Below are 13,937 nucleotides of genomic sequence, written 5' to 3'. Positions count from 1 at the left end.
TCTCGCGCGGGGCGCCGTCCCGTCCCCACGGAAGGCGCCCGTACCGGTACGGCCGCTCCGCTCGGGCGGCCCCGTCCGGTACGTCGGTGAAGGCGTCGGTCAGATTTCGGGGTGGGCCAGGGCGAGGTCCAGACCGTCCAGGTCGTGACCGCTGCCCACCGCCAGGTGCACCGTCGCGAGCGGATACCCGGCTGCGATGACCGTGTACTCGCCGGCGTCGAGGTCGGTGAAGGCGTAGTCGCCGTCCGCTGCGGTGATCGCGTCGGCCACGACATCGCCGACGGCGTTCACCAGCGTCACCCGCGCATCCGCCAGGGGCGTGCGGTCGGCGCCGCTGCGTACGGTTCCCCGCAGCCGTGCGCTCGGCCGCAGTGGCAGATGCACCATGGCAGCACCGGCGTCGGACAGCCGGACCGGAAGCGCGGCCGGCCGGAAACCGGTGGCGGTCGCCCGCACCTCCACCGTGCCGTCGGTGTACGGCAGTTCCCGGAAGCCGAACCGGCCGTGCTCGTCGGTCGAGCCGGCCGCCAGCACCGCGCCGTGCACGTCCGTCACGGTCACGACGGCTGCCTCCAGGGGCAGCCCGGCCTCCTCGTCGGTCACCGTGCCCGCCAGCCCGCGGATCGAGGGCAAGACGACGTCGTACGCCGTCGGCTCCGTCCCGAGCAGCAGGGTCCGCGCCTGCGGCCGGTGACCGGAGGCCGCCGTGACCAGGAAATACGCACCGGGCCCGGGAGCGTCCAGCCGGTAGGTGCCGTCGCCGCGCGCCACCGTCCGTCCCAGCCGGCGTCCGATCGGTGAGATCAGGGTCAGCGTCGCGCCCGCCATGCCGCTCCCGTCCGTGTCGCTCACTCGGCCCGAGAGCAGCGGGCCAGGCGGTCGGGGGGCCGAGACGAGGTGTGCGGTGTCTCCGGTGGTGCGCGTCGCCCGGTCGAGCGACGCGTCCGGCGTCCCGCCTTGTGCCCTCCCGGAGTCCGGTACGGCCGAGGGGCGCGGGCGGCGGATCAGGACCGCGGCCGCCAGCGCGGCCAGCAGAAGCAGGCCGGCGCTGACGGTCAGGCACAGTCTCAGTCCGCCGAGGAACGACTCGCCCAGCGCCGTCAGAGCACGTCCACGGTCGGCGCCCAGTGGCATGCGGGCCACCGCACTCAGGCCGCTGTCGGCGGCGGTTTCGGTGATGCGCCGGGCCATCGCCCCGGTCAGGCCCGCATCCGCAAGGTGCCCGGGCAGCGTGCTCGTGGCCCGCGTGGAGAGCACGGCGCCCAGTACGGCCGGGCCGAACGCCGCGCCGAGCTGGCGGAAGGCGTTGCTGCCCGCCGAGGCCATGCCCGCCAGCTCGAACGGCACGGAGTTGACAGCCGTGTTCGTCATCGGCGTGATCACGAAGCCCAGGCCGAGCCCCAGCAGCACCAGCCGCCATGACAGCGCGCCCAGCGAGGTGTGGACCTCGACGCCTGTCAAGGACAGCAAAGCACCTGCGGCCACCAGCAGACCGCCCGTGATCAGGACCCGGGCGTTGACGTGCCGGGTCAGTCGGCCCACCAGTGGGCCGAGAACCAGCGTCGTCCCACTGACCATGATCATCCGCTCGGCTGCTTCCAACGTGGTCAGCCGCTGGACGACGCCGTAGTACAGGCTCATCGCGAAGTAGAAGCCGATCAGCCCGAGAAAGGTGATCATCGCGACGAGTGTGGCGCCGACGAAGCCGGAACTGCGGAACAGCCTCAGATCCAGCATCGGACTCGGGCTGTGCCGCTCCACCATCACGAAAGCGAGGGCGGCGAGGCCGGCCAGCGGCAGGGCCACCAGCACCTGGGTGTCCGTGAACGAACCGGCACCGCCCTCGATCACGCCGTACACGAGCGCGGTGACCGCCGTCGCGGCGGTGAGCTGCCCGAGCCAGTCCAGTCGTCGCCCCCGCGGCGCGCGGGAGTCGGCCGGGAGAGGGATCGAGGCGGTCAGGGCGATCAGCGAGACGGGGATCGGCAGCAGGTAGATCCAGCGCCAGGCGGCATGTTCCAGGATGCCGCCGGCGACCAGCGGGCCGGAGGCCAGGGCCGCCGACAGGGCGGTCGCCCACAGCCCGACAAACCTGCCGCGCTCGCGCGGGTCCGGCACCGCATGGCTGATCAGCGCCAGCGTCGTCGGCAGCAGCGCCGCGGCACCCAGGCCGGAGAGTGCCTGCCCTGCCCACAGCACCTCAATGGAGCGGGCACCCAGCGCGGTGGCGGCACCTGCGGCCGAGCACAGCAGGCCCGCTTGGAACACCCCCTTGCGGCCGTACACGTCCCCCACCACCCCGGCGGTCAGGACGAACGCGGCCATCGGGAGCACGAACGCGTCCGTCACCCACTGCAGTTGGGAGGTCGGTGCGTGCAACGCCCGCTGGATTGCGGGCAGACTGACCGACACGGTGGTCACCGGCATGTAGGCGACGAACACGCCGACACAGGCCATGACCAGTGTGGCCTGGCGACGATCCGGCGATGCGGTGACCGGTGCTGCGGCTGTCGTGGCGTTCACAGAGCTTCCTTTCGCGACCGTGCCGCACGGGTGGTGCGGCGCGCTCCCGGACTGGCCGTGCCAATCTCCGCCCCGAAGTGCCCCGGCACCAAGGATCCGTTGCGGAACGGACAAGAACCGCCATCTGTCCTGTGCATGCGCGGATCTTGCGTCATCCGTAGGCGGTGCGGTGTGCCACATTCCGCATGCGAGTTGACCTGCCACTGCGTGAGCCGTTCCTGGACGACGAGCAGGTCAGCCGTCCCAGTGTTCGAGGACGCGTGGGCGGATGTGTGGCGGGTACGCCTCGGCGGAAGGGCTCTTGGGCCGGCGCCCTCGGCCGGGCGCCGTGCGATTCCTGATCCCGCGTTCCGCGTAATTCGGAGCCTCTGCAGCGACGGCATGCCTGCTGGCTTGCGGTTTCGCCTTGTCGGGCGTCGCGGGGCGTTTCTCTAGTGCCCGACGTTTCCGCAGGTCAGGAGGGGATGGTGCCCCTTCTCGTGGTGTAAGCGATCTACGAGTGGGAGTGCGCGGGCGTCTGCTCGGGGCGCACACCTGATGTGGGCGGCCGCTCCCTGACCAAGGGGCGGGCCATCGTGCAACTCTCCCTGCTAAAACGCCAGTTCAAGCGGTGGGAGTGCACGATGGCCCTGTCTCAATCTGACCTGATACGCCTGCTTGAGTCACTACGTTCGTCCGACGGAATCGAGATCGTCCGCGCCATCGCCGAGCGGATGGTGCAGGAGCTGATCGAGGTCGAGGCGAGTGCGCACATCGGTGCCGAGTGGAACGAGCACACCGCCACGCGGACGGCACCTCGTGATGCTCGCCGCCGACACCTCGGGCCGCCGGGCAGAGCTCTTCGTGATCGGCCCCGAGCCCCGCCGCTTCCTGACCACCAGCAACCGCGGCCTGGGCCCTGGACCGCAGCCCAGGGGCACTGCGGACCTTCACCACCGTCTTCGGCACACCGAGCATGTCCGTCGCCCAGTTCACGGCGACCCATGCCGCCCACGTTCAGATCACCGATCTGCGGGATCTTCTCCCCGCGTCCGTCGCAGCCCTCCTGCAGTGAAATGTCCTCGGCATGAAGCGCCAGCTTGCGAAGAGCCCCACACTCACGCCCTCCAAGCCACGGCGGCGCGTTCCGCCACTAGCGCGGCGCCGGTGAGACAGGTACCGCGGCCGATGCTTGTGGCGGCTTGCCTGTCCGGTAGCCACCGATCCGGGGCGAACTGGTCCGGGTTCTTCTACAGCTCCGGGTCGCGGATGAACGCGGAGCCGACGATGACGGCGTCAGTGTAGGAACGCGGGGCGTAGACAGATGTCCGCGACCGACCCGTCGGGCCAGTCGCGCGAGGCTGTGATCCACAGCGTGAAGGCCCCCACCAGCGGGCCCGAGCTCCGCACCCTCCTGGTAGAGGTGGCTGGCCGCCGAGACAGCTGAGCGGCCGCACCCCGGTGGCTGGGCGTGACGTGCCGGCTGCCGCGGCTGCCCAGGCGGGCGTGCTCAGCCCGGCCGGTGTTGCTCGCTGAACGTGGCCTTGCCCGCATCCGATCGCGTATCGGTTAGGGGATCGTCGATGATCAGGTGAAACCGCCAGCCCTCGGACGAGGACAACGCCTCGCTCAGCTCGTCCCACGACAGCGTCCGGCCGTCGACCACGACCCGCATCGGGCCGCGCTTAAGATCCGCGACCAGCCGGCCCGCCGCCTCCCTGTCGGCCAGTTTCCACCCCGCGCCGTGTGGGGTCGGATCCAGGTAGCAGCGGCCGATCTCCGCTTCGGCCTCAGCGCGTACCCGGGTGGCCAGCTGGTCCACGTCGGCATCGTGATCGCCGAGCACCGCGAACTCGAACCGCGTCGCTCCAGGCGATCTTCGGCTTGCCCGGGTCGGTGTAGTCGTGCGCGCTGCACTGCGCGGCAGCCACCGCTGCGGCGCCAGGGACCTCGCGGATCACCGCGCGGACGGCGGCGGTGATCTGGGTGACGGTGTCCTGGGTGGCGACCGCATCGTCCAGCACGGTGTCCTTCACCACCTCGCGCACGGCCTCGAACACGCGGTTGGGGCGGGCGGAACGGGCCATCCGGCGGCGGAAGCAGGCCAGCAGCGACGGATCGAAGGCCATGTCGTGGGCGCCCAGTCCCCGCAGGCAGCCTTCCATCGCAGGTCGCACCGCAGTTCCTGCACCGTCTCGAAGTCCGACAGCCCGTTAACCTGCGCGTTTCACTTGGGGCCGTGTCCGGATCATGAGCGGGAAAGCGAAAGTGCCTTCTGACCTGGGACGATCGGGCTTGTCTACGGCTTCTGTCATCTCGCAGAGGAAGGCGCTTTCTGCGTGAGCACTACCGCGTCACGTCCCCGACTTGTCGTCACGGCCGACGGTCGTGGGGTCGTCAGTCACGCCGGATCCCGTCTGCTGGCCGACCTCGCCGACGCGACCGGCCTGACGTACCCTGCGCAAGCTACGGCCACGCGGCACCGGGCACGCTCCGGGCCGGGTTGCCGTCGATCTCGCTGTCATGCTCGCCGACGGCGGCGAGGCCATCACCGACCTGGCCGTCCTACGCGACCAGCGTGAGGTGTTCGGGCCGGTCGCCTCCATCCTCACCGCCTGGCGGGTCCTGACCGACGTCGACCCGGTCGCACTCGCGGCACTGCGATCAGCCCGCGCCACTGCCCGGGAGATCGCCTGGCTGCAGGCCGCCGACGCCGGCCGGGATATACCTCCTTCGCGTGCGGGCGGCCGCACCCTGCCCGGCCTGGTTCTGGACCTCGACGCCACCCTGGTCACCTGCCACTCGGGACGGTGATGCGCAGGAGGACGGCGGCGCTGTGCGGCCCGGGAACTGATGCGCCGTATCCGGTTCAAGCGGCTGATCACCGCTCATGAGCTGCCCCTCTTCCTCTCGCCGACTCGCTGAGCACTGTGTCGATCGACGATCGGCGGAAGTCGGTGCGCCAGACGTCGATCACATCACCGTGGTGGTTGGTGATGAGGTACTCGGGCCATCGGTCAAATGCCGAGCACGGGTGCGAGATCCCGAACTCGACAACATCCGTCACCTCAAGATTCCGTGCGTCGGAGAGCACGGTGTGGTGGTCGTACAGTGCGCGGACGCGGCCGTGGACATCCGGCTTGTCCTGTCCGGCCGCTGTGCTGGCGGACAGAAGGATCGGTGTCTCGGTGTCGTAGGGAAGGTCGCGCTTCCCGGCTCCGACCACGGCGGTGCCGTCCTCGGCGGCGGACACGACGACCGCACGCACGGCCAGGGCTGAGGCGAGGCCGGGAATCGCGCTCACGCGGTCGTAGACGCCGTGGTCGTGCGTGACATAGCAACCGGACCTGAGCAACCGGATTGTGCCCGGAACGTCATCCTCCGTCGGGAGGAATTCGACGACACGGTCGGGAAAGGCCGATCCGCCCATCGAGTACACGGGGCGGTCGGTCTCGAAAAGTCCGGCGACGTCGAGGTAGACGTCGCGGACCCGGCGGCAGTGTTCGTCCACGGCCGCAAGCGTTTCGTCGGTCCTTGTGTTCGGGGCGACGCCTTCGTACCCGGCGACTCCCACGAGCCGGAGTCCGGGAGCCGCTCGGACAAGCTCCGCTGCGCGGCGGGCCTGCTCCGGGTCGCGGATACCGGTGCGGCCACCCGGAGTGCCGATGTCCAGCAGCACTTCAAGAGCGGGGCCGTGCGCGCCGAACACCTGTTTCGCTGCGGCGATCCCGGCCACGGAGTCGACGAAGCACCGGATCCTCCGTTCCGGCTCGGCGGCGAGCAAGGCCCGAAGCCGCGCCAGTCCGAACGGGTCGACGATCTGGTTCGCGACGAGGACGGTGTCGTGTCCCCAGCCGAGGACGGTCGCGGCCTGGTCGACGGTGGCGACGGTGACGCCGACGGCGCCGGCCGCGATCTGTCGTTCGATGATGGGAGCGGACATCGTCGTCTTGACGTGGGGAGCAAGCACGACGTCATGGGTCTTGCACCAGTCGGCCATGATGCGGATGTTGCGATCAAGGACGGTGGCGTCGAGACGCAGTTGGGGGTATGCGGCGGGAATCACGGCTGTTCCTTCAGGTGGCTGCTCGGTAGGGCGTCAGCGCCAGTGGACGGACTCACGGCTCACAGCGCGCTCGGTGTCCGGGCCGGGATGTGCTCCTTGCGGGCGGCGTTTCGCGACGACAGCCGGTAGCCGCCGATGAGAACCGCTGCCCAGACCGGCAGGGCGTACAAGGCGATGCGCTGGCCCTCGTCGAACGCAAGGAGAACCGTCAGGGCTGCGAGGAAGGCGAGAGTGGTCCAGCACAGGGCCTTGGCGTAAGGGAGCCGGAATGTACTCGCGGGTGCCTGACCGCGTTCGACGCGCCGCCGGTAGACGAGGTGGCATACGACGATGACACCCCAGCTCCAGATTCCTCCGAGGGTGGCGACCGACGAGATGTACGAGAACGCCTTCTCCGGGACGATCGCGTTGACCGCGACGCCGACGAGCATCAGAGTGCCGGAGGCGATGATGGCGGCCGCAGGCACGTGACCTCGGCTGGTCTTCTCGAACACCTTGGGCGCGAGCCCGTCCGCGGAGAGCTTTTTGAGCAGGCGTCCGTTGCTGTACAGCCCGGCACTGCACGCCGACAGAGCGGAGGCGAGGACGACGAAGTTCATGACGCCGGCGGCCGCGGGAAGACCAATGTGCGTGAAGCCCTTGACGAAGGGGCTCTCGTCCGCGCTGAACTGATCCCAGGGGAACAGTGACATCAGCACGATCAGGGTGCCGACGTAGAAGATCCCGATACGCCAGGGCACGGAGTTGATCGCCTTCGGTATCACGGTCTCCCGGTCCTTGGTCTCGGCCGCGGTCATGCCGATGAGTTCCACGCCCTGGTAGGAGAAGACCACGATCTGGAAGGCCAGAAGGACCGCGAGCAGCCCGTGCGGGGCGATGCCTCCGTACTTCCAGAGGTTCTCGATCCCGCCTGCCTGGCCCGCTTTGCCGACGTTGAAGACCAGGGCGAAGACGCCGCCGCCGATCAGGGCAAGGATGGTGACGATCTTGATCGATGCGAACCAGAATTCGGCCTCCCCGAAGAATCCGACCTTGGCCAGGTTCAGTCCGACGAGTGCGCTCAGCGCGATCAGCGCCGTGAGGTACTGCGGCATCGACGGGAACCAGAACTTGACGAAGACTCCGGCTGCGGTGAGTTCGGCCATCCCGATGATGGTCCAGGTGATCCAGTAACCCCAGCCGGTGACGAAACCGTATGCAGGGCCCAGGAACTCGCGGGCGTACTCGGCGAAGCTTCCCGAGACGGGCCGGTACATCAGCAGCTCGCCGAGGGCACGCATGATGATGAAGATGAACACGCCGGTGACCGCGTAGACGCCGATCAGGGCCGGACCGGCGTAGGAGATGCCTTTCCCGGATCCGAGGAAGAGCCCGACTCCGATGGCACCGCCGATCGCGATCATGCGGATGTGCCGTTTGTTGAGTCCTTGCGCGAGGCCGTCCTCGGTCGCCCCTTCGGGGGAGCTGTCGACTGTCATGATGTGTCCTTGTTCGAATCGAGATCGGTGTTCGGATATAGGCGTTTTGGGTCGGCGGGGACAGCCCTGGCAGACCGTGCCGGGCGTCGCCCGGTCGGGTCCGGCTGGGCGTGGGGGGTCAGGCAACCTCGACGATGAGTTCGACTTCGACGGGGGCGTTGAGTGGCAGTTCGGCGACGCCGACAGCCGAGCGCGCGTGTGTACCGGCATCGCCGAAAACGCTCGCGAGCAGCATGGAGGCGCCGTTGACGACGTCGGGCTGGCCGGCAAAGTCGTCGGCGGAAGCGACGAACCCGGTCACCTTCACCACCCGTACGACCGAGTCGAGGCCGATGAGGGCATCGATCGCAGCAAGTGCGTTCAGGGTGCAGATTTCCGCTGCCCTCGACGCGTCCGTCACCGAGACCTCGCGGCCGACCTTCCCTGGTCGTTCGATCGATCCCCGCACCAACGGCAACTGGCCAGAGGTATAGACCAGGTCACCGGTCCGTACCGCTGGAACATAGACGCCGATCGGCGCGGCCGTCGACGGCTGTTCGAACCCGAGCTCGGCGAGGTTGTGCGCCCATGGCGACATGGGTGACGCGGAGGCAGTGCTCCGCGCGTGGTCGGATGCACCGTTGGTGGATGGTGTCGCGAACATGTAGACGCTGCCTGCTTTCGGGGGTGGGGGTGTCGATGGGCATCAGCGTGCTGCGCGTCACCACGACGTGCATCGTGCGGCTGCACCAATCTCGACCGAGGTGTGGTGTGGATTCACCAACGACGTACCGTTGGGGCAGCAGGCAGCGAGCGAAGGGACGATCATGACCAGCCCTGGAGCCAGGCTCGACAACGTTGTGAGCAAGCTCGCCGGCACCCTGCTGGAGGTTCTTGCGGGGAGCATCGACGGAACTACGTTGATCACCGACGTCGTCGTCGACGATCCACGGGAACAGGCGCCGGTTCGCCCAGGGGCCATGCTTCTGTGTACCGCCGCCGACGTCCGAGATCTGCCGGCCTTGCTCGATCGTGCGGTCACACGCCAGGCGCCCGCCCTCGTGGTACGTGCGCCGCTGGATCTAGAGCCGGAGCTGCGTGCTCGCATCGAACGCAGCGGTGTGGTCCTGCTCGGCCTCGCGGGCGGAGCAACGTGGGCACAGTTGGTCGTTCTGCTCCGCTCGCTGCTCTCCAGCAGTGGGAGCGGTGAGGAACTGCTGGCCGGAATGCCCGCGGAAGACTCGTTCGCCCTGGCGAACGCGATCGGATCGCTACTCGATGCGCCGATCACCATCGAAGATCGCAATTCACAGATTCTGGCGTTCTCCGATCGCCAGAACGAGGCTGATCAAACACGGATCGAGACGATTCTCGGACGGGTCGTCCCTCAGCACGCCCGCCTCGCGCAGGAACGAGCGGGCGTCTTCAAACGGCTCTACGCCGGTGAGAAACCGGTCTTCATCGACACACCGCAGATCGAAGGAGTGCCGGGTCTTCCGCGCGTGGCGATTGCCGTACGCGCAGGTGACCAAGTACTCGGTTCGATCTGGGCGGCTGTCCCCGGGCCCCTGAGCGACGAGAAGGAGCAAGTACTCGTCGATGCGGCGAAAGTTGTCGCGCTGCAGCTGCTGCGGCACCGCATCGGTACAGACATCGACCGGCAGATCCGCGCGGACCTCATCGCAACCGCATTGACGGGTGGCGCTCCGGCGTCGGGCGCGATCGAGCGTCTTGGACTCGCGCACCGGACCGTGACGGTGCTCGGCCTGTCCCTTCCGAATGGGAACTCGACCGACACGGCGGCCGCCGGCCGAACGCGACGGCAGACCTTGGAACGGATCACCGACTCCTTCGCATTTCATCTGTCGGTCGCGGTCCCCGGCGCGGTCGCCGCACTGGTCGGCGACGTGTGTTACGCGATCGTGCCGGCGCCGATCCGGAAAGGAAAAGAAAACGTCACGGCCATGGCCCAGCGGGTTTCGAACAATTTCCTCGACCGGACACGGGACAGACCTGGAGGAGCGGCGATCGGCATCGGCCGCGAGGTCTCGTCATCCGATCCGGCCGGCCTCGCTCGCTCGAGGCACGATGCGGACAGAACCCTGCGTGTCCTGCGCCAGGCACCAGCCGGCCGAGTCGCGGTGTTCGCCGACGTCCAAGTCGACGCACTCTTGCTGGAGATCGGTGACCAACTGCACAACCAGGGCGGACTGCTGAACGGCCCCATCGCCCGACTGCATCACCACGATAGAGAACACGGAACGACGATGGCGGAAACCGTGGCCCAATGGCTCGACCACCTCGGCAACACCCTGAACGCAGCTGCGGCCATGGATGTACACCCCAACACATTCCGATACCGCCTTCGCCGGGCGGCGGAAATCGCGCAACTGAACCTGAATGATCCCGACGAACGCTTTGCGGCGATGCTCGAGTTCCGGCTCACTCGGCAACGACCGTCCGCGGAAAGCGGCTGACCCGCCGGCGCGAGCGCGATCGCCGTACCGGCGGAGCCGATGAGGGTCGGCGCTCACCGGGACGTCACCGTGCACGAGGCCCCGATCCGTACTTTGACCCAATCAGCCGGGCGGATGTGGATACCTGGCCACTGCGAGTGCGCCTCGTCGGCGACGCCGCCTCGCCGTTGATTACCCGGGAGACAGTGAGCCCTTTCCAACCTCCGGCGTCGGCTGAGCAGTTGGCGGGACGGACGGATGAAGCCCCTGGTGGATGGGCCTTCCTGACCTGGGACGATGAACCTTGCTGAGGGATTTCTGTCGGTCCAGGCGGAGGGCACTTTCTACGTGCAGGCTGTCGGGTTGCGTCCCAAGGTTCAGGTCAGTGCCGACGGTTCGGGGGTGGTCGGGCATGCCGGGGCACGGCTGCTGGCGGATCTCGCTGATGCCACCGGCCTGACCGCCGCGTACTCCGCCGCGCTCAGGCCGCTCCGGCCTCGCGGGACCGGACATGATCCAGGCCGGATCGGCACCGACCTCGCGGTGATGCTCGCCGACGGCGGCCAGGCCATCGCTGACCTTGCCGTACTGCGGGACCAGGCAGCCCTCTTCGGCTCTGTCGCCTCGACACCGACGGCCTGGCGGCTGCTCTCCGATGTCGACGAGACGGTCCTCGCCTCGCTGGCTTCTGCCCGCGCCCAGGCCCGGGAAGTCGCCTGGCTGCACGCCGCCGAGCACGGTGAGGGCATCCCCGCAGTCCGGGCCGCGGGGCGCATGCTGCCCGGTCTGGTCCTGGACCTCGACGCCACGCTGATCACCTGCCACTCCGAGAAAGCACAGGCTGCACCCACCTACAAAGGCGGCTTCGGCTTCCACCCGCTGCTGTGCTTCCTGGCCAACACAGGCGAGGCACTGTCCGGCCGGCTGCGGCCAGGCAACGCCGGCGCCAACACCGCCACCGACCACATCACTGTGCTCGGCCAGGCCCTCGCCCAGATCCCCGACGCCCACCGGCACGGCACCGACATCCTTATCCGCACCGACAGCGCCGGATCCGCGAAAGCCTTCCTCGCCCATGTCCGCGACCTGCGCAAACGAGGCATCCGCACCTGCTTCTCGGTCGGATACGCCATCACCGGAACGGTCCGCCGCGCCATTGGGGCCATGCCCGACCGCCTCTGGCATCCCGCCCTGAACCAGGACGGAACGCTGCGTGAGGGCGCCGATGTCGCCGAGTTGACAGGCATGATCGACCTGGACGGCTATCCGAACGGCACCCGAGTCATCGTGCGCCGGGAACGGCCGCACCCCGGAGCACAGCTGTCCCTGTTCGACCAGGACGAGGGCCGACGTCATCAAGTGTTCCTCACCGACACTCCCTACTCCGGTGGCGGCTCCGCCCAGTTCCTGGAAGTCCGCCACCGCGGGCACGCCACCGTCGAGGACCACATCCGGTGCGGCAAGACCACCGGATTCGGCCGCTTCCCCTCACGCGACTTCCACGTCAATGCCGCCTGGCTCGAACTCAGCCTCGCGGCGATCGACCTGCTGGCCTGGACCCATCCCCTGTTACTGGACGGCGAGCTGGCCAGCGCCGAACCGAAGAAGCTCCGCTACCGACTACTGCACGTCGCCGCCCGCCTCACCCGCGGCGGCCGACGCCTGCGACTACGCATATCGGCGACCTGGCCCTGGAGACACGAGCTCGCCACAGCCTTCCACCGCCTCGCCGCACTGCCCCGTCCCGTCGGCTGACCAGCAGCCCCCTGCCCGCCCACAACCCGAAAGGCCTTGGAGAACCCGACCACCGCGCCGGGACTCAGCGATGCCCCCGCAGCGAAAACGCCTCATCCACCTGACAGTTGACGATCAACGACGGCTCATCAGCTCGACCGAAACGGCGAGGTTAAGGGCCTGCAAGGTGATTGCGGCGGCCAGGATCTGCGGCGGCATGCTCGGCCGCCCGTTCGCCGACGGGTACATGTCCGCGAACGTCTCAGCCGGGAACAGCTCGCCGCGATGCTTGGCCAGGAACGCGAACACACTCCCTGCCGGGCTCAGATCCCGACACGTCTCCCCACACATCCGGCCCGACCATCTCGCCGACCCACTCACCCGCCGCCACACAACGAGTCTGGCCCTGCCGCTGACGCGGCAGGGCCAGAACCCAAGATCTTCATCAACCTTCTAAGGGGGTGCGTCCCGCCTCCCAGGTGGGAGACGAGTGGGAGATGATCATGGCGTGGTGATGCAGTTAGGCGCTAGGAAATGCTAGATGGTGCTGCATGGGTGACCGGGCGGCTTACTCCGCCGACTGCGCCGCGCTGCCGCCGACCCGGCCCGGCTGTGAGTCAGCGCTGCCACTGCCGACCCGCCTGACCGGCAGGCTGATCCAGGCCTGTCGGCCGTACAACTCCCGCGCTGCGGCGGGGTGTTGACGGCCGCCAGGCCCCGGGTCAGCCCGCCGACTCCGCCGCGTGCGGGCTCAGTACGCCCGCGCTGACCAGGGCGATGATGACGATGCCCAGCGCGATGCGGTACCAGACGAAGGGCATGAAGCTCCTGGTCGAGATGAACTTCATGAACCAGGCGATGACGGCGTACCCGGACGCGAAGGCGATCACCGTAGCGAACAGCGTCGGACCCCAGGCGACATGGCCGCTCTCCAGCGCGTCCTTGGTCTCGAACAGACCGGAGGCCAGCACCGCGGGAATGGCCAGGAGGAAGGAGTAGCGGGCCGCGGCCTCGCGCTTGTAGCCCATGAACAGGCCGCCGCTGATGGTGGCGCCGGAGCGGGAGACGCCGGGGATGAGGGCTGCCGACTGGCACAGGCCGTAGACGAGGCCGTCCTTCACGCCAAGGTTCTCCAGCGTCTTGCGCTGTTTGGGCGCCCGGTGCCGGCCGCCCGTCTCGTCGCGCGCCGCGAGCCGGTCGGCGAGGCCGATGACCACACCGATGACGATCAGCATCGTCGCGGTGATCCGCAGATCGCGGAACGGCCCCTCGATCTGGTCCTTGAACAGTAGCCCGAGCACACCGATCGGAATCGAGCCGACGATCACCAGCCAGCCCGTCTGCGCGTCGTGGTCCCGGCGCATCTCCTTGTTCGCCAGCGAGCGCGCCCAGGCCGAGATGATCCGCCCGATGTCCCTGCGGAAGTAGATCAGCACGGCGGCCTCCGTGCCGATCTGTGTGATCGCAGTGAAGGCCGCGCCGGGGTCCTTCCAGCCCGAGAAGGCGGCCGTCAGCCGCAGATGCGCGCTGGAGGAGACGGGGAGGAACTCGGTCAGCCCCTGGACGAGTCCGAGGATGAGGGATTCAAACCAAGACATGGATGTACGGCGTCCAGGTGCTGATCGTGGCAGGCGCGACGGGATGTCACGCCGGCGGGCGTCGTGATCACAGGTGTGCAGGGCAGCCTAACCTCCGGTGCCGACGGCCCCGGCACAGGGGTTT

At 68.5% G+C, this 13,937-nt stretch carries 9 protein-coding genes and 2 pseudogenes; 3 read left to right on the top strand and 8 right to left on the bottom strand.

The annotated features are described in order from the left end of the window. Positions 1 to 99: 99 nt before the first annotated feature. The 3 genes and pseudogenes from LJ657_RS33390 to LJ657_RS33380 form a co-directional block, all read right to left on the bottom strand. Positions 100 to 2,457: an MFS transporter gene (locus LJ657_RS33390; protein WP_232652716.1), complete on the bottom strand. Its 2,358-nt coding sequence runs from the start codon at positions 2,455 to 2,457 to the stop codon at positions 100 to 102. A gap of 1,555 nt (positions 2,458 to 4,012) precedes the next feature. After that, positions 4,013 to 4,324 carry a DUF7713 domain-containing protein gene (locus LJ657_RS33385; RefSeq protein WP_232652634.1) on the bottom strand — a complete coding sequence of 104 codons (312 nt, stop codon included), beginning with the start codon at positions 4,322 to 4,324 and terminating at the stop codon, positions 4,013 to 4,015. Between the two features lie 37 nt (positions 4,325 to 4,361). Continuing rightward, positions 4,362 to 4,720, bottom strand: a pseudogene (locus LJ657_RS33380) (transposase); the annotation flags it as partial. A 70-nt stretch (positions 4,721 to 4,790) separates the two neighbouring features. On the opposite strand from LJ657_RS33380, the pseudogene LJ657_RS33375 reads away from it, so the two are divergent. Continuing rightward, positions 4,791 to 5,307: pseudogene (locus LJ657_RS33375) on the top strand (IS1380 family transposase); the annotation flags it as partial. Between the two features lie 76 nt (positions 5,308 to 5,383). On the opposite strand, the gene LJ657_RS33370 reads toward LJ657_RS33375, so the two are convergent. From LJ657_RS33370 to LJ657_RS33360, 3 genes are all read right to left on the bottom strand, one after another. Beyond that, entirely contained in the window at positions 5,384 to 6,568 is a 1,185-nt protein-coding gene (locus LJ657_RS33370; RefSeq protein ID WP_232652633.1) for an alanine racemase, read from the bottom strand. 59 nt (positions 6,569 to 6,627) lie between these two features. Next, complete coding sequence (locus LJ657_RS33365) at positions 6,628 to 8,046, bottom strand: amino acid permease (protein WP_232652632.1); 1,419 nt, start codon at positions 8,044 to 8,046, stop codon at positions 6,628 to 6,630. A 118-nt stretch (positions 8,047 to 8,164) separates the two neighbouring features. Next, a complete protein-coding gene (locus tag LJ657_RS33360) occupies positions 8,165 to 8,623 on the bottom strand; it encodes a RidA family protein (RefSeq protein WP_232652715.1) in 459 nt (152 codons plus the stop codon). Positions 8,624 to 8,852: 229 nt separating this feature from the next. On the opposite strand from LJ657_RS33360, the gene LJ657_RS33355 reads away from it, so the two are divergent. After that, positions 8,853 to 10,502: a PucR family transcriptional regulator gene (locus LJ657_RS33355; RefSeq protein ID WP_232652631.1), complete on the top strand. Its 1,650-nt coding sequence runs from the start codon at positions 8,853 to 8,855 to the stop codon at positions 10,500 to 10,502. 276 nt (positions 10,503 to 10,778) lie between these two features. Beyond that, the gene (locus LJ657_RS33350; protein WP_232652630.1) at positions 10,779 to 12,236 is read left to right on the top strand and encodes an IS1380 family transposase; all 1,458 of its coding nucleotides are present in this window, start codon (positions 10,779 to 10,781) and stop codon (positions 12,234 to 12,236) included. Between the two features lie 114 nt (positions 12,237 to 12,350). On the opposite strand, the gene LJ657_RS33345 is transcribed toward LJ657_RS33350, so the two are convergent. Both LJ657_RS33345 and LJ657_RS33340 read right to left on the bottom strand, forming a co-directional pair. Continuing rightward, positions 12,351 to 12,524 (bottom strand): hypothetical protein, encoded by a 174-nt coding sequence (locus tag LJ657_RS33345; protein ID WP_232652723.1) that lies wholly within the window; start codon positions 12,522 to 12,524, stop codon positions 12,351 to 12,353. Between the two features lie 413 nt (positions 12,525 to 12,937). Continuing rightward, positions 12,938 to 13,813, bottom strand: a complete 876-nt coding sequence (locus LJ657_RS33340; protein WP_232652629.1) for an undecaprenyl-diphosphate phosphatase — start codon at positions 13,811 to 13,813, stop codon at positions 12,938 to 12,940. Positions 13,814 to 13,937 lie beyond the last annotated feature (124 nt).

This window comes from Streptomyces guryensis (assembly GCF_021261325.1).
Taxonomy (GTDB): Bacteria; Actinomycetota; Actinomycetes; order Streptomycetales; family Streptomycetaceae; genus Streptomyces; species Streptomyces guryensis.
The sequence above is the reverse complement of the archived record's forward strand: the minus strand, read 5'-3'. Positions and strand labels throughout refer to the sequence as shown.